Origin of the sequence: Shewanella sp. UCD-KL21, from assembly GCF_001957135.1 — a bacterium.
Lineage (GTDB): Bacteria > Pseudomonadota > Gammaproteobacteria > Enterobacterales > Shewanellaceae > Shewanella.
On record NZ_MPHK01000002.1, the window covers coordinates 59,555 to 82,067 of the forward strand.

The following is a 22,513-nucleotide window of genomic DNA, read 5'->3' on the forward strand; positions in this document are numbered from 1 at the left end:
AACAGATTGGTTCGCAAAAGATGTCGTACTGAGGCGGAGATTCTCATTATTATGCGCAACATATTGGTTAATTTTGTAGTTTTTCTAGGGTTACTGTGGCTGTCAGCTAGCATTAATCTCGCCCATGCTGAAAAATCAAGTTTAAGCCCCCAACAGCAATTGTATCTTGATGCCAGAGAGGCGTTAGACAAACAACAGCTCAACCAATACCAAAAGCTACGTAAGCAGTTGGGTGATTACCCATTAACTGTTTATCTTGATTATCATGAGCAAATCGCCAAGATTTTAAAAATGAGTGGAGCTCAAGCCCATAAAGCTATCGAGCAATTTAATACCACTCCACTTTATAACGGCTTACGCTATCGCTATTTGAAAAATGCTGGCGAGAAAAAGCAGTGGCAAAACTTTTTAGCCATCTCACCTAACGCCCCTAATGATGTCACCTTGCAGTGTTACTATTACCGCGCTCAATTATCTCAAGGCAATAACAACATCGCTTATGAAGGCGCTGAAAAACTGTGGCTTTATGGTCGCTCACGCCCCAAGGCTTGTGATGTGTTATTTAGTCAATGGACCAAAGCAGGTAAAAGAACCCAAGCATTAATTTGGTCAAGAATGTTACTTAGTTTTAATGAAAACCAATATGGCTTAACCCAATACCTATCAAGAAAAATCACCAAAAATAAAGCTGAAGCGGATTTACTCATTTCAGTTTATCGCGATCCCAACAGTCTACGTAATACCAAAAAGTTTTCGTCTAAAACGCCCATTGTAGCGGATATTGTTAATGTTGGGCTCAGAAAACTTGCCAGAAAAGACTTAAAACAAGCAGTCAAATTATATAAGAAATATGATAAGGCTAATCGTTTTAGTGCTATCAAAGGCCAACAACTTAATCGTTATATTGTCCGCAGGGCATTAATCAGAAAAGAAGCTGATTTACTGGAACACATTGATGCAAGCTTACCGATTTTAGACTCTGATGACTTATTTCAAATTCGTTTGCGCTGGGCAATCGCAGAGCAAGATACAAAAGCAATTAAACACTATCTCACATTACTCAGTGATGATGTGATTGATGACTCTCGCTGGCAGTATTGGAGCGCACGCATAAGTCAAACCACCGACAAAACCCAAGCAGACAAGATAACGAAGCAACTTAGCCAAGCACGCAATTTTTATGGCTTTTACGCCGCCCAATCCATAAAGGCCCCGCTGGCGTTAAATGATGACAAGTTACAGTCATCGCCACAGCTTGCTAAAAAACTGCATGATGACCCCGGCCTTGCCAGAATTATCGAATTAATTGCCATCGATAAAACCCGCGATGCTCGCAGTGAATGGGTTCATTTGCTGCGCCGCCATGATACCGCGATGAAGGCCGAATATGGCCTACTCGCCCTTAAAAATGCTTGGTTTGATTACAGCGTCGAAGCCAGCATACAAGCCAGAAAATGGAATAGTTTGCAACTACGCTTTCCTAACGCCGCCCAAAACGAATTTGAACAAGCAAGTAAAAAATATCAGGTTGAGATAGATGAAATACGCGCAATCGCCCGCCGCGAAAGTGCGTTTTACCCTTATGCCACCTCTGGTGTGGGCGCGCGCGGATTAATGCAACTCATGCCCGCAACCGCAAAAGAAACTGCCCGTAAAAATAAGCTCAAATTTAACAATAAAAATGACCTATATAAGGTGAATTATAATGTCCAACTTGGCAGTGCTTATTACGGCCAATTGCTCAAACAGTTTGATCAAAATCGCGTCCTCGCCACAGCAGCGTATAATGCCGGCCCCCACAGGGTCACCCGTTGGTTAAAAGAGTCTGACGGAAAACTGGACGTCATGAGCTTTATCGAAACCATTCCCTTTAAGGAAACCCGGGAATATGTGCAAGCCGTACTCAGCTATAGAATGATCTATCAGCAGCAAGAGGGTCGCGATGCCCCTATGTTTAGCGATGCCGAACGCAAGTTTGCTTACTAATACATTTGTCATAAGTCATTAGCCTTAAGCCACTTTAATGCCCGTTTAAGGCTTACTCAGGCTGTCGTGAGCAGTGCTCTAAACCGATAACTCACTGCCACGATAGCTAAACTCATCACAGAGTTTAGCTATCATTTTTTATCACTGAATATCTTCCTTTATTATCTTTGGCAGGTTAACGTAAGCCATTCGATGTACTTGTTAGCAAAATAGCTTAATTAGGCCGTATTTGTTAACTAACGGAGTATTTAGTGTCAGCAACAAAACTACAATCGCTGTTAAGCCAATTAGAAACGGTATTATTAGGTAAACCTGAGCAAATCAAACTGGCGCTAGCCTGTATTCTCGCTAAAGGTCATTTACTGATCGAAGACTTACCTGGCATGGGTAAAACCAGTCTGTCTCAAGCATTAGCCACCTCGCTAGGCATGAGCTATCAACGCATTCAATTTACCAGTGACATGTTACCTGCCGATATTTTAGGGGTATCCATTTACCAGCAGCAAAATCAAGTATTTGAGTTTCACCCTGGCCCAATTTTTAATCAAATGCTGTTAGCCGATGAAATCAACCGCGCCAGTCCTAAAACCCAAAGTGCCTTACTTGAAGCCATGGCAGAAAGACAAATCACCATTGATGGTGAAACACACACATTGCCACAACCATTTTTTGTTATCGCTACCCAAAACCCCATTGAGCAATCGGGGACTTTCCCCCTGCCTGAATCGCAACTTGACCGCTTTATGATGCGCATTTCTATTGGCTACCCTGATGAACATGCTGAGTTAGCCATGCTAAAGGGGCTACATCAGCGCAGCGATGCCCCGCCGCTTACACAATGCTTAAGCCCAACCGAGCTAATGAGTTTGCAACATCAGGTACAAAAAGTCAGTGCTTCTGATGCAGTGCTTAAATATTTAATCAACCTTGCCCAATACTCTCGCCAGCAAATCGATGGCAATGGGCTATCGCCTCGGGCCAGTATTGCACTGCTGGACTCAGCTAAAGCTTGGGCGCTATTAAATCATCGCAATTATGTGGTACCTGAAGATATTCAGGCCGTATTTCACTGCGTAGCAGAGCACCGCATAAGAACCAATAGCCAACTGCAGGGGCAAGCGTTGTCAGATCAAATTCTCGCAAGCGTTAACCCAATTAGCTAAGCAGAAATTAATTGCAGATGAATAACTCCAAGGCGACAAAGAAATGGTATTCACGCTTGATCCCAGCCGCGATTAAGCAGCGCTGGTCACAGTGGTTAGATAAGCGAATACCCGCGAACAAACAAATCACCTTAAGCCATAAAAGTATTTTTATTTTACCCAGTGGCTTTGGGGTCGCTTGGTTTTTGCTGATTGTGGTGCTGTATTTATTTGGCACCAACTATCAAAACAACTTGGTGATCGGCTTAAGTTTATTACTGGCCAGTGTGTTCCATAGCTGCATTATTTACAGCTATAAAAATCTTGCAGGTTTAACCTTAACCGCATTAACCCCACCTGAGACTTATGCCAACCAAAGCTTGGCCTTTCCGGTTGTGTTATCCAGTAAAATCAACAAAGACAACAGCCAAACCAGTCACCAGCAAATTTGCTTGAATCTACCTAATGAGCGCCATAGCCGCATTACCGATGTCGCTGAAGGCATCGACACCAGCGTCAGCAGCTCTGCGCAATCCAGAGGTCTAGTTAACCCCGGTAGAATTCGCGTCTCATCCAGTTTCCCACTGGGGCTATTTAACACTTGGTCCTATGTGGATTTAAATATCCAGCATATTATTTATGCCGCGCCGCTGGCCACCCATGTATCGTTAACCAGTTTAGATAATGACAATCAAACCGAATTTGAACACGGTAAATTGCAACCTGGGGTTGATGACTATAAAGGCCTTAAAACCTTTGTTGAAGGTGAGTCACTTAAACAAGTGGCATGGAAGCAATGGGCACAAGGGCGCGGTATGCTAACAAAAGAATTTGCCCAACCTGAAGGCAAACCTGTGTGGCTCAGTTTAGACGACACCCGTGGTGATAGTCTTGAACAAAAACTCAGTAAACTGGCGTGGCAAGTCAACGCCTTATCTCAATCACAGCAAGTTTTTGGCTTGGCATTAAACCAGCAAATTATCGAACAAGACAGCGGCGAGTCACATCGAAAACAATGTCAGCAAATGATTGCGCTTTATGGCTCAGCAGCTCAGCCAACTGTTACACCTAAACCAACAAATACACCAGAGTCAACAATTACACCTGAGTCAACATCGGCATTTACTGATAAACGCCCAGTGGAGAGCAGAAAATGACCCAAGGCTCAAAGGCGTTAAAACATCAGTTAAATGACCCATTTAATGAGAACATTGGTCGCAATACCCTCTTTTGGTTATTAATTACCAATGTATTGGTGCTATCGCCGTTATACCAGCATGCCACCTTATGGAGCATCGGCATTTGCGCCATTTGCTTTGTGTGGCGGGTGGGGATTTACCTTGGCAAGGTGGCGGCGCCGCCTAAAGTATTAGTCACAGGGCTAGCCATTGGCGCCGCTGTCACCTTGGCTTTAGTGTCACAGGAAATTGGATTACTAAATGCATTAGTCAATTTGCTACTGCTCGGCTATGCCCTTAAATACATCGAAATGCGCCAAGTACGCGATGTTAAAGTCGTGGTATTGGTGGGCTTTTTCTTAATCGGTTTTGCACTATTAGATCGTCAATCCATACTCGACACCCTGCAACTGAGCTTTGTCGCCATCATTAATACCTGTGTGTTAATCAGTATTTATCAGCATTCAAGTCGGAAGGTAAACTTTCGCTTCGGGGTAAAATTATTCGCCCAAAGCTTGCCTTTAGCCATACTGCTTTTTGTGGTATTTCCAAGGCTGCCACCATTGTGGTTAGCCCCCAGCATGAAAAACGCTACTACCGGCCTGTCAGATGAAATCGCATTAGGGGATATCAGTAAGTTAACCCGCTCGCCGGATTTGGCATTTAGAGTGGGTTTTGAAAATGAACTCAACAACACCGATAAGCAGCAACTGATTAGCAATGAGCAACTGTATTGGCGCACACAGGTCATGGAAAACTACGATGGTCAGCGCTGGAGTCAGTCGCCTTATCGTAAAAATGAACAGCGTAGCGCCTATGGCAATAAACCTAAGCGCGCTAAGCCCAATGCAGCAGGTCTTGCGGCGCCATTAAATTATCAAGTGATCACTGAGCCGACTTATCAAAAATGGTTGTTTGGTTTAGATCAGGCTTTTAGTCAATCTGAGCACATTGTCGAGTTATCCGACTTTAGGCTATTCTCACTGCGCAACATTGATCAACGTTTAAGTTACCAAGTGAGCTCTTATCCCAATAGCGCACTTGATGACAAACTCGCGCCAGATATCAGCAAGATAAATTTGGCCATTCCTAATAATAGCAATCCACTAACTCGCCAGTTGGCAGCCCAATTTGCTAAGGATTACCCACAGCCAGCAGCGCGCATCAATGCCATGATGGGTTACTTCGCCGAGCAAGCTTTTTACTACACCTTAAGCCCGCCAAAGCTTGGCCAGCAGCAAGTAGATGACTTCTTATTTACTAACCAAGCAGGCTTTTGCTCCCACTACGCTTCAGCTCTGGTGTTTCTCGCCCGTTCAAGTGGCATACCTGCCAGATTGGTCACAGGTTACCAAGGCGGCGAATATAACCCCAAAGCCGGTTATTACAGCATTTATCAATACATGGCCCATGCATGGACCGAAGTTTGGCTAGAAGGCCAAGGTTGGGTAAGGTTTGACCCCACCGCCATGATTGCCCCAGAGCGTGTATTAGACGGCTTTGATGCTACGTTTACAGGCCAAGATAGCTACTTACAAGACAGCCTATTTACCAGTTTACAGGTCAAAAATATTCCGTGGTTGAACAATATTCGCCTGCAACTGGCTAGCATCGATTTCTACTGGAGTGTGTGGGTACTGGGTTTTGATGAACAGCGACAGCAACAAGTATTAGCCAAACTACTTGGCAATGTCACTAGCAGTAAAGTGGCCATAATGATGATCATCAGCTTTATCATTATTGCCCTTATAATCGCCTATTTTGCTGGCGTGTTTAAACTGCAACCCAAGCAAGATCCATGTATTAAACGTTATAACCTTATTTGTGAAAAGTTAGCACACAAAGGCTTTCAACGTGATGCGATGCCTCCACAAGCTTATGCCCAGTTTATTCATCAAGCATTTAGTGAGCAGCAACCACAACTGGTGGCTCATTTTGACAAAATGACTGAACACTTTATTGCGCTGCAATATCAACCATTGACGGCGAAACAAGTTGTTTTGCACCAAAGATTGTTTAAGCGCTATTTTAGGAAGGTAAAAAGGAATTTGTAGGCTGATTTGTGTATTTCTAAAAGTTGTTGAGTTCATTTATTAGATCAAAGTCGTGGTGCTAAAGAGATAAAAGCAACATCGCAGGATTCCATCCTGCACCGGCCAAAAGGGTATCAACAGCAATACCCTCTATACTCCTTGTTAAAGAATTAGGCCCTGCCGCCCCTAACGAAAAATGCTGAAAAGCGCATAATTTCCGATGGGGATTAATCCAGCTTTTAACTTCGTTTATTGCTAACTTCAGACTTATTCGAAAATGCTAACGCTTCCGATGGTGCATCCATGCACCGCGAAAGCTAAACTCACATCCATGTGAGCTTCACGCTATTTTCTCTGCGTCCTCAATTCAAATTGAACATGCCTATCTTTAAACTTCGTTACTAATGAAGTTAAATCGAAGAGATAAAAATTCCAGTGTAAGCGCGGCTGTGACCGTCCATGACATGGACGTCATGGCCGAGCTTTCAGGGACCTTTTGATTTATATAAAGAATGCAGCGTGTCGCAGTCGTGCTTGCACAAAGGCCTGCAGCAGGCAATTGATTAACTTGAAGCTATGGTTCTCCATAACCTAACCAATACAACTATGGCAACTTGCCTATGGCTTAAAGCTGATAATTGAAAAATTATTTATGGGTGTCACAAATAATTTCCTCAATTCAAATTGAACATGCCTATCTTTAAACTTCGTTACTAATGAAGTTAAATCGAAGAGATAATAATTCCGGTGTAGATGCGTTCAAGACCTTCGAAAACATGGATGTTTTCGTAGAGCCCACAGGGATGTGTTCACGGCGTGTCTTGGATGCATCTGCACATAAGCCTGCGGCAGGCAATTGATTAACTTGAAGCTATGGTGTTCCATAACCTAACCAATACAATTATGGTAACTTGCCTATGCCCAAAGCTGATAATTGAAAATTAATTATGGGTGTCTCAGTTATTTTTTTATTAACTAAATGGTCAAATAAAAAACAATTGACATAATATGTCTCAAAAGCTAACTTAGACATAATATGTCAAGCAAGGAAGTGTAAATGGATATTTGGAATTTTTTCACCAGTTTTATTGTGCAAACTATTGGTTTTTTCACTAACGAAGTTGGTGTGACTGAGGCCGTAGCAATCATATTGTTTACTCTGATTGGACGCTTAGTCTTAATGCCTATGAACGTTCTGGCTATGACAAATATGTATAGAAATAAAAAAGCAATATCTGCAATAAAACCTGAGTTAGAAGAAATAAAAACAATATATAAAGACAAACCAAATGAAATAGCTAAATGTACAATGGCGCTATATAAAAAACACAATATTAAAATTCTGGATAAAAATAGTGCAGTGAATATTGTCAGTCAGGGTGTTTTTGGTTTAGGCATGTTCCAAGCCCTTCAACAGATAGTGTTTAATAGTAAATTTGCTTGGATTGCTAACATTGCAAAACCTGATGTTGCACTGGCATTGCTTGTTGGCGTTATCACATACTTTTCTATGACTATGATGCCAGGTAGCGCGGAGCACACCAGTACTTTGTTGCTTATAATCCCCTCTATTATTTGTGTTGTTACCTTAATAAGCTTTCCATCCGCTATCGGTTTATATTGGGCTACATCTAGCGTGACTAGTTTATTTCAATCCTTGGTGGTTAATAAATTTTTGCATCAACAAGACACATATAAAGCTATTTAATTTGAATAGATAAAAGGTCAGAATGAACTTTATTCTGACCTTTTATAACTCTTCACTCTCTAAAAATTAATGCCCAAAATCTGCTTCCACAAGTAAAGCCTACTAAATGAAATACGCTATACCCCCTAACCAATACACATCGAATTTGGTTGCTTATTTAGCGCTTAAACCCTCGATGTGATAAAAGCCTTTCAAACCTAATAACAACCTCTTAGAATGGTTTTCATCATCATTTGTAGAGTCGATTAATGCTTAGATTAATTCAATCAAATCAGATGGAAGTTCTGTCTGAACAACTGTCTAAAATGCTCGCTATCCCCCTTGATAACGCTAATTTACTCGCAAATGAACATATCTTGGTGCAAAGCCCGGGGATGTCGACTTGGCTGCGCTTAGAAGTGGCCAAATATAATGGCATTGCCGCTGCCCTGTCCTTTCCGCTGCCTTCAAGCTTTACTTGGCAGTTATGCCATGAGCTGTTGCCTGATGTGCCTAAAGATAATGCTTTTACTAAAGCGGCGATGACGTGGAAGTTAATGGATTTACTGCCGCCATTACTTGATGACCCAGATTTTGCGCCGCTGCAAGCCTATTTAGCCCCAGTAGAAACTCAGCACGCTAGTAACAGCGATGAAACACTGCCCTATGTGCAAGCTGGCAGTTTTGATGCTATTAAGCTGTATCAATTGTGTGGCCGTATTGCTGATATTTTTGACCAATATCTTGTTTATCGCCCTGATTGGATTTTAGCTTGGGAGCAAAATGAGCATCCGCTTAAATTGGAAGAAAACCAGCTTTGGCAGCCTAAACTGTGGCGGGCACTGATTGAATATAACCAGCATCAACTTAATGCCAGCACTTATCATCGCGCTAACTTGCATCAACACTTAATTGCCGCATTGCAAAACTCTGATACTGTGATTAAGTCGCTACCAGAGCGGTTATTTGTGTTTGGTATTTCTTCAATGCCGCCGCAAACCTTGCAAGTGCTGTATCACTTGGCTGAACGCATTGAAGTGATCATGTTTTCCTTAAGCCCGTGTCAGCATTACTGGGGCGATATTATTGACCCTAAAGCTCGCGCAAGAATGGCGCTGCAATACGCTGATAAAAAACAGTTAGGCGAGCAATGGGAAGAAAAGCTTGAAGTGGGTAATCCGATTCTGGCTAACAATGGCAAAATGGGCCGTGAATTATTGGATTTAATGCTCGAATTACCGCCTGAACACACTGATTTTAGTTACGACTGCTATATCGAGCCCGATCAATCCCCTGACAGTTTAAATCTACTGCAAGGGGGGCAATACGATATTCTGCAAATGGAAACCTTAGGCCAAGCCCTTGGACCTGATGCAGCGCTTTATCAAAATGTCGCCAATAGACGCTCGTTAAGCCAGCAAGACCAATCTATTACCCTGCGCAGTTGCCATAGCCCGCTACGTGAAGTCGAAACCCTGCACGATCATTTACTTGAGTTGCTGTCAACCAATGCGAATGACAACGGTAAAGAATCACTAAAACCCAAAGATATAGTGGTGATGATGCCAGATGTAGCAGCTTATGCGCCTTATATTGATGCGGTATTTGGCACTAGCAATAGCGGTTTACATCGAAGTAATCAAGACTCAGGCAAAACAGCTAATTACTATATTCCCTATGCCATTGCCGATAGAGGCGCAGCTCAAGAGTCACCGCTAATTAACAGCTTTTTGAATTTACTCAATATTAATCAAAGCCGTTTTGGCCTCACTGACATTATCAGTATTCTCGAAGTCCCAGCAATTTTACGAAAATTTCAGCTCGATGATGATGCTCTGCAGCTTGTTAGACGTTGGTTAGATGATGCCAACGTGCGTTGGGGCCGTGATGAAAAAACCCGATTGCAACAAGGAGTGCCAGCCTTTAAGCAAAACTCTTGGGCATTTGGTATTAGCCGCTTAATTCAAGGTTATGCTTTTAATGACGAGTCAGCGCTTTATAACGATTCATTGCTCGTACAAGGTGTTGAAGGCCAGTCTGCGCAAATTCTTGGCTATTTACTCAATTTCTTAGAGGCCATTGACGAATACCAACTGCAACTGGCTAGCCAATGTCCAACCCTTGAACGTATCGCGCAGCTACAAGGCTTATTAGAGGTTTTCTTTGATGCTGATGATGACGAGCGCGAGCAAGTTCAAACCATTCGCGAAGCCTTAGTCACCTTAAGCACCGAGCTTGAAGATGCGGGTCACCAAGGAGAGTTAGATGTTGAAGTGCTCAAGCAATGGTTTAATCAAAACCTTAATGAATCTCGAGTTGGTCAGCGCTACCTTGCGGGGAGTGTGAACTTTTGTACCTTGATGCCGATGCGCTCAATTCCCTTCAAAGTGGTATGTTTACTGGGTATGAATGATGGCGTTTACCCGCGAGTACAACACCCTGTTGGATTTGACTTAATGGCCCACAATGGCGCCATTAAAGGTGACCGTTCCCGCCGATTAGACGATCGTTACCTGTTTTTAGAAGCCTTATTGTCTGCCAGAGAGCAATTTTATATTAGCTATATTGGCCACTCTGAGCGTGATAACGCTGAACGAATTCCCTCAATGTTGGTGTCAGAGCTAACCGAGTATTGCCAGCTGTGTTATTTTGCTGACTATTATTTCACTACAAATAATGAGCCACAACTGGAAACCGGCCAAGGGTTACGTGAAAGCTTACGTGAAAGCGTTGAAGTAAATAATGCCGATAAAGCAATATTAAGCCATTTAATCCAGCAGCAACCGCTGCAACCCTTTGATGCCAAATTGTTTACTGCAACTCAGCAAACTAAATTGCAGCAAAGTTATAATCATCAGTGGTGCCCGCCAAGTATCGCTGATGCGAACCACTTACTTAATAATGCCCGCTTCTTTAACCGCCTTAAGCCGTTAGATTTAGCCAACGATGACAACCCATTTGATGCTGTTGCCGACGATGGCAGCGCAATTGTACAACTTGAATTGTCGGCATTATTACGATTTTTCAGAAGCCCGGCGCAATTCTTTTTTAATCGCAGTTTAAAAATTGATTTTAATTTACGTATTCAAGCTGACGATAACGACGAGCCATTTAACTTAGATGCATTAGAGCGCTATAAATTACAATCAGCAATGATTGACAGTGCAGTGCATCACCAACTTGAACACGCTGACATTGAGTTTATCAACCAGCTAAAAGCCAGTGGCAGTTTACCCATGGCGCCCTTTGATGACGTGCTGCTTAATCGCTACCAAAACGACATTAAATACGTCATTGGCAGGGTGCTCTATCTTACTGGCGATAAGAGCCACAGTCAGGAAGTAGATATTGATTTACAGTTTGAAGGGCTAACGCCGCTAGACAGCACTCAATCAAACATTAACGTTAACCTTATTGGCCGCATCGATGATATTTACGCTAAAGGGCAAATAAATTATCGCCCTGGTACTGCCCATGGCCGTGATTTTGTCAGGGTGTATCTACGTCATTTATGTCTTAATGCCGCAGGAGTTGAGAAAAACAGTTACCTGCTGGATATTGGTCATTTTCATGCCTTTAGTGCAATTACGCCAGAGTCCGCTCAGCAATTATTACAGCAATTTATTCAAGCTTATCTCAATGGCCAAGCCCAGCCGTTATGCTTTATGCCGCGCACCGCATTAGCCTATGTTGAAGCCGATGGTGATCATATGGAAAAACTGCAAGCAGCCGAGCCATTATGGCTTGATGAACAATCAGGCTTTGGTGAAGGGAACGATCCCCATAATCGGCGTTTATTTAGTTTTCCTGAAGACTTTACTGAAGCTGAATTTGGCAAAACAGCCACCATGTTACTGCAACCTATGTTGAGTATTTATCACAAAGGCACCCTCGCCGAGCTTGACGAATATGCGACCCAACCACCTAAGCTCTCAGTGATAAAAGGGGGCAAAGCCTAATGACTCATATTATTGACAATGCTAGCAAGTTAGAGGCCGCTAACACAGAAATGACTGACTCTGAAATCGCTCATGGCAAAGAAACTCACTCCCAAGTCAGCAAGCTTAATCCGCTAACACTGCCTTTTGCAGGTTCAAGCTTAATTGAAGCCAGTGCTGGCACCGGTAAAACCTACACTATTTCAGGGCTGTATTTACGGCTATTACTGGGCGATAAAGATAAAGCGCCGCTCAGCTGTGAACAGATTTTAGTGGTGACCTTTACTAATGCCGCTACCGAAGAGTTGCGGGATCGAATTCGTAAACGTATTCAAGTGGCCTTTAAGTGCTTTATTGGCTTAGACACCGATGATGAATTTGTAGAGGCGCTGTACCAACAAGTACCAGAGCCTGAGCGGGCAATTGCCCTAAGACGCTTAGATTTAGCGCTAAAGTCACTGGATGAAGCGGCTATTTTTACCATTCACGGTTTTTGTCAGCGCATTTTATCTGACATGGCGTTTGAGTCATCGCTATTATTTGAGTCAGAATTTACTCTCGATGACAGTGAATTTTTACATCATGCTGTACGTGATTTTTGGCGTGAGACCTGTTATCCGCTACCACAAGTATTAGCCCAAGTGATTGATAACGAGTTTGGCGACCCTGATAGTTTGGCTTGGCAACTTAAACCGTTACTCGGCGCGAGCCAAGCCAATATCCCGTTTGTGGCGAAAGAGTTTAACCAGTTAGCTGATGAATTAGTTCAAAGGCTTGCTCGCTTTAAAAAGCGCTGGCCAACAGACAGTGAAAAAGAACTGGAACTACTACACAGCTTACCGCTCAATGGCGCGAGATTCGGCAAAAAAGCCGATGATTATCCGAAGCTTGCCGCCATGTATGATCGCTTAACCAATTGGGTTACCTTCGGCAATGGCCTGCCGCCAATTAAAGATTTAGAAATGCTGGCGCTATCTGAGCTAAAACTCAATAAAGGTGGCACTATCCCCAGCGCAAATGATGCGCCACTGCTCGATCATATCGAGCGATTATTTGCACTTATCCAGCAAATAAAGCCATCATTTTTAATTCGCGCCCGTGACGGTATTCGCCTGCGATTTATGCTGCAAAAAGCCCAGCGCAACTTGATGACCCCAGATGATCTCTTGATCACCTTGGCTGATGCCTTATCAACGGCGACTGAAACTACTGCTACTGAATCAACTGCTACTGATTCAACTGCCATTGAATCAACTGCTATTGAATCAACTAAGAATGAACCAAGCGCGCAGCATTTAGCCAAAGCCATTGCGACGCGCTTTCCGGTGGCATTAATTGATGAATTCCAAGATACCGATCCGCTGCAATTTACGATTTTCTCTACCATTTATCAGCAGCAAACTCAGCTTGATAGTTTAAGTTTATTAATGATTGGCGATCCCAAACAAGCCATTTATGCCTTTCGCGGCGCCGATATTCATACCTATATTCATGCCCGTAAGCAAACTAAAGCGCACTATAACCTCGAAACCAATTACCGCTCATCTACTGCACTGGTTAATGGGGTTAACCAGCTCTTTAGCCAACATCAGGATCCATTTATCAGTGATGCGATCCCTTATGATGTGGTTGATACCCCAGCCAGCGCTGACAATAAAAAGCTCACTGAAGCCACAGAAGACAAATCAGCGCTGCGAATTAAACTACTTAGCGAAGGTGAAAGCGGCTTAAATAAAACCACTGCCCGTCATCTACTGGCGAATGATGCTGCCAGTGAAATAAAACGTTTATTAACTGAAGCGCAAACTAATCAAGACCAGATAGATGGTCAAAAACAAACTAAACAATGCCATATGAATGGCACAGCGCTCATCGCCAAAGATATTGCCGTGTTAGTGCGCGATAAAAACGAAGCCTCGGTGATGAAGCAAGCCTTAAGCGAGCGTAATATTGGCGCAGTATTTTTAAGCCGAGATAGCGTGTTTAACACCCAAGAGGCCTTTGAACTGGCGATCATTTTACGGGCTATTGCTAACCCGAAAGATGAGCGCTGCCTTCGCGCAGCACTTGCCACCGAGCTTATGGGTTACAGCGCCCAGCAAATTCATCTGTTTAATCAAGATGAAGAGCAGCGACAAAGCTTACTGGATCAATTTGCTGATTGGCATCAAACCTGGCTTAAGCGCGGCATCATGCCTGCGCTGTTAAGTTTGGCTAACCAAACCCAGCTGATTAAGCGCTATTTAAGTAAACAACTTAGCCCAAGCGTCGACAGCAACTCAAATAGCATGGCTGATAGTAGTATTGATAGTAGTGCTAATAGTAATGCTGAAAGTGGCGAGCGCCGCCTCACCGATTTCCGTCATTTGTGCGAACTACTGCAGCAAAAAGCCACCGAACTTGATGGTAGCAGCGCGATAATGAATTGGTTTGACCAGCAACTGATTGATGCTCAAGGCAATGATGAGCAGCAATTGCGCCTTGAAAGCGAACAAAATCTGGTGCAAATCGTTACCATTCATAAAAGTAAGGGGCTTGAATATCCCGTTTGTATGGTGCCATTTATCAGTCTCGCGCGGGATAATCGTAAAAAGCCTGCACCTATGCTTTACCATAAAAATGACCAATTAGTTTGGGATGTTGAGGGTAGCAAAGAAGGCTGGGAGCAATACAAACAAGAAAACCTCGCTGAAGATTTACGTCTGTTATACGTGGCGCTCACCCGCCCGGTTTATGTGTGTTACTTATACATTGCCAACCATAGCCGCATGCTTAAAGCAGGGGTAAGTAGTCACTTATACGAAACCGCCATTGGTTATTTATTGGGGATCACCACTAAAGATTGTGATTTTGAGTTGTTATCACAACAAGCACAGGCCATAAAAACCAGCGCGCCAATCCCCGATGCCATTAGCGTGGTTCAGCTAGAGGCGATTGATGACTCAGTACTCACTGAACTTAATAGCCAGTCGCAACAGTTAGCGGCAAAAACCTTGCAGCGTGATTACCACACCCCATGGCGAGTGGGCAGTTACTCAGGTTTGGTGAAACACCTTGCCCATGAAAAAGTCTCTCCGGGTGCCGACGATGAAGACTTTAGTCAAGAAACCCTGCCGCAATTTGAATCCGCCGCTGACATCAACCCTTTTGACACAGATGTTGAAGACAACGCCATTAACCGCTTTACCTTCGAGCGCGGCGCCAATGCCGGTAGCTTCATGCATTTGGTGTTAGAGCTATTTGATTTCACCAATGCTGAGGTTGAATTGCCACAAGCCTTACCCAAAGCCATGGAGCAATATGGTTTTGACCAAGAGATATGGACAGATACCTTAATCGAATGGTATCAGCAAATCCTTAATAGCCCGCTCATTACCAATAATGCAGCGCAAGATAGTCAACTATTAAATGACCATGGTTTGCCACTGACATTAGCCCAGTTAGCCCCAGAGCAAAAATTAGTTGAGATGGAGTTTTATCTGCCCATTAGCCAATTAAAATCTCAGCAGTTAAATCAGTTATTACAACAATATGGTTATGATGCAGGGCTTGAATTTGACGAGCTACAAGGCATGTTAAAAGGCTTTATCGATTTAACCTTTGAGTATAAAGGCCAGTATTTTATTGCCGATTATAAATCTAACCATTTGGGTGACGATTTAACATGTTATGACCATAATGCTATGGCGACAGCCATTAGTAGCCACCGTTATAATTTGCAATATATTCTTTATACCTTGGCACTGCATCGTTACTTATCTTTGCGAATGCCAAGTTATGATTACCAGCGTCATATAGGCGGCAGTTTTTACCTTTTCTTACGTGGTATGAGCCCAGAAGCTTTAGGCGCTGGAATATTTTTCGATAGACCGCCACAGGCCTTAATCACTGATTTAGATGCACTATTTACTAACAACAATGCATTGGAGCAAAAATAATGATTACCCTAAGCGCCCCAATGACTCAGTTACTTAAAAATTGGCAACTACAAGGGTTAATTACCCCACTAGATCGTCACTTCGCCCTTGAAATGGCTAACTCTCAGCTCGCTCAAGTTGATGCCAAAGATGACGCTGATAATGAGTTTTTATTATTAATCTGTGCGCTATTAAGCCAGCAATTATCAAGTCAGCACAGCTGCTTAGTTATCAATAATATCGATCTTGATAATCCGTTTTGCGAGCAAGAGTCCCATTGCAAGTTAACAATGACCCACCAGCAACTCAGCGACGCTATCGAAGCATTAACCTGTGTCGGGTCACCTTCTGAAAACCAGCCATTAATTGTTGAACATAACCGGTTGTACTTAAATAAGTATTATCACTTTGAAACCCAAGTGGCTGCCCGATTCAACCAGTTGGCACAAGTTAACTTAACTGTTGATACCGCAACGCTAGCGCAATATTTGAATGACTTATTCGATGAAAAAACTGATGTAAATAGCACTAGCATCAACTGGCAAAAAGTGGCCACTGCAACGGCGCTAACTAAAGCCTTAGCGGTGATTACTGGCGGCCCCGGCACAGGTAAAACCACCACGGTCACCAAGTTATTATTACTGCTGTTAACCCAATCAGCATTAACCATTCGACTGGTGGCACCTACGGGTAAAGCCGCAGCGCGATTAAGTGAGTCCATTAAAGCCTCTAAAGCGCGGCTAGTAAATCAAGTTGAGCAAACCGCTAAGCCAGAGCTAATTGATGCGCTAAGCAAAATTCCTGAAGAGGCCGCTACCCTGCACCGTTTGTTGGGAGTGATCCCTAACTCACACTTATTTAGACACCATAAAGATAACCCTCTTAGGTTAGATTTATTGGTGGTCGATGAAGCATCAATGGTTGATTTGCCCATGATGCATAAGCTGTTAAGCGCGCTACCTAAAAATGCACGGCTGATATTATTGGGCGATCAAGACCAGCTGGCATCCGTTGAAGCAGGCGCAGTATTGGCTGATATTTGTGCCGGTTTGAAAGTGACTGCCGATCTTAGTGCTAATGCATCACCATGGCAAATGCGCTATTCAGAACAGCAAGCCAACTTATTGCAGCAGTTAACTCAGCAAAATACCAGTCAGTTTATTCATCCTAAACCTATGCTCGGCGACAATTTATGTATGCTGATGCACAGCCACCGCTTTAAAGGTGATGGCGGCATTGGCTTGCTGGCCAATGCGGTTAACTATGTCAACATCAACGGCATTCGCCGTGAGTGGCAGTGCGGCCATCAAGAGTTAACTTGGATAGAGCATCAGCCCGACGCCCAAAGTCTGCCGTTATTGCAATCGGCAGTAGCAGCTTATGCTGAGTACTTACAAAAAGTGCTCGATAATCAGCATGCTTACTCGCAGCAATTAAGCAGGGTTTATGGCGCAGAAGAGATTATTGATACCTTCAATAAATTCCGCATTCTATGTGCCATGCGCTCAGGTGAATTTGGCGTTGATGGCATGAACCTCGCCATCACTAATGTACTTAAACAAAACCATTGGATAAAACCCACTCAAGAATTTTACCTTGGCAGACCGATTATCATTCAAAGCAATGATTACAATTTAGGCTTGTTTAACGGTGATATTGGTTTGATATTGCAAGATGAGCAAAAGCCTGAAAAATTAATGGCCTACTTCGTTAAAGCCGATGGCAGCTTGTTAAAAGTACAACCTGCAAGGCTACCCAATCACGACAGTTGCTTTGCGATGACCGTACATAAAAGCCAAGGCAGCGAGTTTGAAAAAGTCGCCTTTGTGTTACCACAAAAACCCAGTAACGCCCAATGGCAGCTGCTGACTAAAGAGTTGGTTTATACCGCTATCACCCGCGCTAAAGAGCATTTTATTTGCTTAGGCACACCTTATGTATTTGAGCGTGCCAGCAAACAGGTAACCTCACGCGCATCAGGCTTAGCGCTGAGGTTATGGGAAGAGGATAACGAGTAGTTGGTATTTTAAACTACGGGGGCTGCCGCCAAGCAATTGGTCAAATTGAGAGAGCTAGAAATGTAACTTTTTTGATGTTTTTCCATAAAGCAGCTAAGTTAGTTTCTATCAGTTAATTCATAGAAACAAGGAAGTATAATGGATCTAGAAAATAGTTTAGACCAAGCAGATAAGGCAATAAATGACCCCAACCCGCCTAGATGGCAAAAGATAGGTAAAGAAAACTATAACCTAGTTCTCAATCGATTCAGTCCAGGGCATGAATTTAAAATTGCGCCGCTACATAAGGAAGACTTTGACAACGCTGCATTTATTGTAACCCATATCACTAATGATAAAATATCCACTGTGATTGATTATAACGGCGAACTTATAAGTGTTTCAGTCGCGTTCAATGATCTGGCTTGTGACTCACAAACGACTCCCTCAACGGGCAAAACCTCTAAGCCTGTTTTAAGTTCTTCAGCTGGAAAGGATAGGTTTGAATGCGTCGTATTTTTAAAGCGAACAGGCTAGTATCATCGAACCGATAATCTTTAAAAACTTAAACTGGCAGTTATCCCGTTAAGATAACTGCCAAATCAACCCCTAAAAACAACCTAAAAACTATCCCCAGGTATTCTTACCCAACCTTCCATAAGCACTCTAGCGCTGCGGCTCATGCTGGCTTTATTCACCTGCCAGCTACCATTGGATAATGTCGCTTCTGCGCCCACTTTTAGAGTACCTGATGGATGACCAAACACCACTGAAGTACGTGCTTGTCCACCAGTGGCAAGATTGACTAGCGAGCCTTCAACGGCAGCAGCCGTGCCTATTGCTACCGCAGCGGTACCCATCATGGCATGGTGCAGTTTACCCATTGATAATGCCCGCACTTGTAAGTCAATATCAGTGGCCGATATCGCTTTACCACTTGATGAGTTGTATGCACTTGGCGGCGACACAAAGGCAATCTTGGGCGTGTGTTGGCGCGCTGCGGCTTCATCAATATGTTTAATTAACCCCATTTGCACTGCGCCATGGGCACGTAAGCTTTCGAAAAATGCTAATGCGCTATCATCATTGTTTATGTCATCTTGAAGCTCATTTCCCACATAACCAATGTCGGCAGCATTAACAAATATCGTTGGAATACCTGCATTAATCATAGTGGCCTTAATAGATGGGATCCCTTTTGCGGTGAGCTCTGGCACAACTAAATCATCCACTACATTGCCAGTTGGGAACATAGCAGCATCAGCGTCAGCTGGAGCCAAAAACTCTACCAGCACTTCGGCTGCAGGAAAGGTCACCCCGTCTAATTCAAAATCACCGGTCTCTTGCACTGCGCCGTTAGCCATTGGCACGTGCGCAATTATGGTTTTACGGATATTGGCCTGCCATATACGCACTACCGCAATACCATTTTCAGGTACGCGGCTACTGTCAACTAAGCCATTGGATATGGCAAATGAACCCACAGCCGCCGTTAAATTACCGCAATTACCACTCCAATCAACAAAGGGTTTATCAATGGCCACTTGGCCAAAAAGGTAATCCACATCGTGATCGGCTTGGGTGCTTTTAGACAGTATTACCGTTTTGCTGGTACTAGAAGTCGCGCCGCCCATACCATCATTTTGCTTACCATAAGGATCAGGACTGCCAATGACTCTAAGCAGCATGGCATCGCGGGCATCACCAGCCACTTGAGCGGATTTAGGTAAATCAGTTAGATTGAAAAACACCCCTTTACTGGTGCCACCACGCATATAGGTTGCTGGAATTTTTATTTGTGGAATATGAGACATCATGTTTCCTAAAATCAATCAGCACAATGAGTGAGAGGCGCTCATTGTGCTGATGTTTGTTAAATTTAACGCAGCTATAATTACTTATGACTAATCGCTAGTCACTAATCATCACTAATCACTAAAAACTAATGGCTGGCCTCTAAAAAGTCTTGTGCAAAGCGCTGTAAAATACCGCCCGCTTCATAGATAGACACTTCTTCAGCCGTATCTAATCGACACTTAACAGGGACAGTTATTTGTTCACCATTATGACGCGTGATGATAACCGTGAGTGCAGCGCCTGGAGTACGTTCACCAATCACATCATAGGTTTCTGTACCGTCAATTTGATAGGTATGACGATTATCGCCATTGGTAAATTCAAGCGGTAAAACGCCCATGCCAACAAGGTTAGTACGATGAATACGCTCAAAGCCTTCAGCAACAATGACTTCAACACCTGCTAAACGCACGCCTTTGGCAGCCCAGTCACGACTTGAACCTTGACCATAATCAGCACCTGCAATAATGATAAGCGGCTGTTTACGTTCCATGTAGGTTTCAATCGCTTCCCACATGCGCGACTCTTGCCCTTCTGGCTCTATTCGAGCATAAGAACCTTGCTTAATCATTGGCTTGCCGTCTTTACCTAAGGTGGTCACCATTTCATTAAACAGTTTAGGGTTAGCAAATGTGGCGCGCTGGGCGGTTAAATGATCGCCGCGATGGGTGGCATATGAGTTGAAGTCAACTTCAGGCAAGCCCATTTTATCAAGATAAGCACCTGCAGCACTATCAAGCATAATCGCGTTTGATGGTGATAAATGATCGGTAGTGATGTTGTCACCTAATACCGCTAATGGACGCATGCCTTTCATCTTACGCTCACCCGCTAATGCACCTTCCCAATAAGGAGGTCGACGGATATAGGTACTCTGAGGACGCCAATCATACTGTGGATCAATCTTTGCTGAAGAGCCGCTGCCGTATTCCACTTTGACATCAAACATTGGCTCATACACTTTACGGAACTGCTCAGGCTTAACGCTAGCAGCGATAACCGCATCAATTTCAGCATCTGATGGCCAGATATCTTTAAGTCTGATGTCATTACCTTGTTGATCCTTGCCTAAGATATCTTTTTCAATATCAAAACGAATGGTGCCAGCAATAGCGTAAGCAACCACCAGTGGCGGCGATGCTAAAAACGCTTGTTTAGCGTAAGGATGAATACGACCATCAAAGTTACGGTTACCCGATAACACTGCGGTGGTGTAAAGGTCGCGATCAATCACTTCTTTTTGAATAACAGGGTCAAGTGCGCCACTCATACCATTACAGGTGGTACAGGCAAAACCGACAATACCAAAGCCTAACGCTTCAAGTTCGGTTAATAAATTGGCATCTTCAAGATACAGTTGCACTGCTTTTGAACCTGGGGCTAATGAAGTTTTAACCCAAGGTTTACGTGTCAGCTCCTTGGCATTGGCATTACGAGCGATTAAGCCTGCGGCAATCACATTGCGTGGGTTAGACGTGTTAGTACAACTGGTAATAGCGGCAATAATACAAGCGCCATCAGGCATTAAGCCCTCTTCATTCTCAACAATACCGCTAATGCCTTTAACGGCTAAATCACTAGTCGATACGCGGCGATGTGGGTTTGAAGGACCTGCAATGTTACGTCCAACACTGGATAAGTCAAAACGCAGCACGCGTTCATATTCTGCATTAACTAAGGTGTCAGCCCATAAACCGTTTTGTTTGGCGTAAGTCTCAACTAACTCAACTTGTTTATCGTCACGGCCAGTCAGTTTTAAGTAATCAATGGTTTTATCATCGATATAAAACATCGCTGCTGTAGCGCCAAATTCTGGCGTCATATTCGAAATAGTAGCGCGATCGCCCAAGGTCAGATTAGCCGCACCTTCACCATAAAACTCAAGGTAAGTTGATACCACTTTTTGTTCGCGTAAAAACTCGGTAATCGCCAACACAATATCTGTTGCAGTAATGCCTGATTGACGCTCGCCGACCAGCTCAACACCGACAATATCAGGCAGACGCATATAAGACGGACGACCTAGCATCACGCTTTCAGCTTCGAGTCCACCAACACCAATAGCGATAACGCCTAAAGCATCAACATGGGGCGTATGACTATCCGTGCCCACTAAGGTATCAGGAAATGCCACGCCTTCACGGGCTTGCACTACTGGCGACATTTTCTCTAAATTAATTTGATGCATGATGCCGTTGCCGGGCTGGATCACATCAATATTTTTAAAGGCTGTTTTAGTCCAGTTAATAAAATGAAATCTGTCTTCATTACGTCGGTCTTCAATGGCGCGGTTTTTTTCAAAGGCATCTTTTTCAAAACCTGCATGTTCGACAGCCAGTGAATGATCGACAATCAACTGCGTTGGCACTACTGGATTCACTTTTGATGGGTCGCCGCCTTTTTCAGCGATAGCATCACGCAAACCCGCTAAATCAACTAATGCAGTTTGACCAAGAATGTCGTGACAAACAACGCGGGCTGGAAACCAAGGAAAATCGAGATCTCGCTTACGTTCAATAATTTGTTTTAAGCAATCTGTTAGCGTCTCAGGTGGGCAACGACGCACAAGGTTCTCGGCATAGACGCGAGAGCTATATGGCAGTTTGTCGAATGCGCCAGCTTGGATATCATCAACAGCAGCTTTGGTATCAAAGTAATCAAGCTCTGTACCTGGTAACGGTTTTCTATAATTTGAATTCATAACCCAATCCATCAAGTTTGGTAATTGTTAGCTAGTTTGCAATTTGCATGTTCAATAAGGTCTGAAAAACAAAAGGC

11 protein-coding genes are annotated in these 22,513 nt (G+C 43.6%); 9 read left to right on the forward strand and 2 right to left on the reverse strand.

Features of this window, described 5'->3' with window-relative positions; all coding sequences use genetic code 11:
* The first annotated feature begins 51 nt into the window (after window positions 1-51).
* The 9 genes from BM739_RS02290 to BM739_RS02330 all read left to right on the forward strand — a co-directional run bounded on the left by BM739_RS02290 (window position 52) and on the right by BM739_RS02330 (window position 18,415).
* Window positions 52-1,986 (forward strand): transglycosylase SLT domain-containing protein, encoded by a 1,935-nt coding sequence (locus BM739_RS02290; RefSeq protein ID WP_076536870.1) that lies wholly within the window; start codon window positions 52-54, stop codon window positions 1,984-1,986.
* 251 nt (window positions 1,987-2,237) lie between these two features.
* Window positions 2,238-3,149 carry a MoxR family ATPase gene (locus tag BM739_RS02295; RefSeq protein WP_076536872.1) on the forward strand — a complete coding sequence of 304 codons (912 nt, stop codon included), beginning with the start codon at window positions 2,238-2,240 and terminating at the stop codon, window positions 3,147-3,149.
* A gap of 17 nt (window positions 3,150-3,166) precedes the next feature.
* Window positions 3,167-4,285, forward strand: a complete 1,119-nt coding sequence (locus tag BM739_RS02300; protein WP_076536874.1) for a DUF58 domain-containing protein — start codon at window positions 3,167-3,169, stop codon at window positions 4,283-4,285.
* Complete coding sequence (locus tag BM739_RS02305; protein ID WP_076536876.1) at window positions 4,282-6,360, forward strand: DUF3488 and transglutaminase-like domain-containing protein; 2,079 nt, start codon at window positions 4,282-4,284, stop codon at window positions 6,358-6,360. Before BM739_RS02300 ends, BM739_RS02305 begins: the two co-directional genes overlap by 4 nt.
* 1,036 nt (window positions 6,361-7,396) lie before the next feature.
* Window positions 7,397-8,047: a YidC/Oxa1 family membrane protein insertase gene (locus BM739_RS02310; RefSeq protein ID WP_076536878.1), complete on the forward strand. Its 651-nt coding sequence runs from the start codon at window positions 7,397-7,399 to the stop codon at window positions 8,045-8,047.
* Window positions 8,048-8,295: 248 nt separating this feature from the next.
* On the forward strand, window positions 8,296-11,985 hold the full coding sequence (gene recC, locus BM739_RS02315) for an exodeoxyribonuclease V subunit gamma (RefSeq protein ID WP_076536880.1): 3,690 nt from the start codon (window positions 8,296-8,298) through the stop codon (window positions 11,983-11,985).
* 50 nt (window positions 11,986-12,035) lie between these two features.
* A complete protein-coding gene (gene recB, locus BM739_RS02320; protein WP_076537323.1) occupies window positions 12,036-15,902 on the forward strand; it encodes an exodeoxyribonuclease V subunit beta in 3,867 nt (1,288 codons plus the stop codon).
* Window positions 15,902-17,899 (forward strand): exodeoxyribonuclease V subunit alpha, encoded by a 1,998-nt coding sequence (recD, locus tag BM739_RS02325; RefSeq protein ID WP_076536882.1) that lies wholly within the window; start codon window positions 15,902-15,904, stop codon window positions 17,897-17,899. The genes recB and recD overlap by 1 nt, the downstream gene beginning before the upstream one ends.
* A 138-nt stretch (window positions 17,900-18,037) precedes the next feature.
* Window positions 18,038-18,415, forward strand: coding sequence for a hypothetical protein (locus BM739_RS02330; protein WP_076536884.1), 378 nt, complete (start codon window positions 18,038-18,040; stop codon window positions 18,413-18,415).
* An 83-nt stretch (window positions 18,416-18,498) separates the two neighbouring features.
* Here BM739_RS02330 and prpF read toward each other — a convergent pair whose 3' ends face one another.
* A complete protein-coding gene (prpF, locus tag BM739_RS02335) occupies window positions 18,499-19,692 on the reverse strand; it encodes a 2-methylaconitate cis-trans isomerase PrpF (protein WP_076536886.1) in 1,194 nt (397 codons plus the stop codon).
* Between the two features lie 128 nt (window positions 19,693-19,820).
* On the reverse strand, window positions 19,821-22,436 hold the full coding sequence (acnD, locus tag BM739_RS02340; protein ID WP_076536888.1) for a Fe/S-dependent 2-methylisocitrate dehydratase AcnD: 2,616 nt from the start codon (window positions 22,434-22,436) through the stop codon (window positions 19,821-19,823).
* Window positions 22,437-22,513: the final 77 nt, after the last annotated feature.

Excerpts from the sequence above, each read along its gene's own strand:
- BM739_RS02290 (WP_076536870.1), top strand. The coding sequence starts at position 52 with ATGCGCAACATATTGGTTAATTTTGTAGTTTTTCTAGGGTTACTGTGG.
- BM739_RS02300 (WP_076536874.1), top strand. The coding sequence starts at position 3,167 with ATGAATAACTCCAAGGCGACAAAGAAATGGTATTCACGCTTGATCCCA.
- BM739_RS02305 (WP_076536876.1), top strand. The coding sequence starts at position 4,282 with ATGACCCAAGGCTCAAAGGCGTTAAAACATCAGTTAAATGACCCATTT.
- BM739_RS02310 (WP_076536878.1), top strand. The coding sequence starts at position 7,397 with ATGGATATTTGGAATTTTTTCACCAGTTTTATTGTGCAAACTATTGGT.
- recC (WP_076536880.1), top strand. The coding sequence starts at position 8,296 with ATGCTTAGATTAATTCAATCAAATCAGATGGAAGTTCTGTCTGAACAA.
- recB (WP_076537323.1), top strand. The coding sequence starts at position 12,036 with ATGACTGACTCTGAAATCGCTCATGGCAAAGAAACTCACTCCCAAGTC.
- recD (WP_076536882.1), top strand. The coding sequence starts at position 15,902 with ATGATTACCCTAAGCGCCCCAATGACTCAGTTACTTAAAAATTGGCAA.
- BM739_RS02330 (WP_076536884.1), top strand. The coding sequence starts at position 18,038 with ATGGATCTAGAAAATAGTTTAGACCAAGCAGATAAGGCAATAAATGAC.
- prpF (WP_076536886.1), bottom strand. The coding sequence starts at position 19,692 with ATGTCTCATATTCCACAAATAAAAATTCCAGCAACCTATATGCGTGGT.
- acnD (WP_076536888.1), bottom strand. The coding sequence starts at position 22,436 with ATGAATTCAAATTATAGAAAACCGTTACCAGGTACAGAGCTTGATTAC.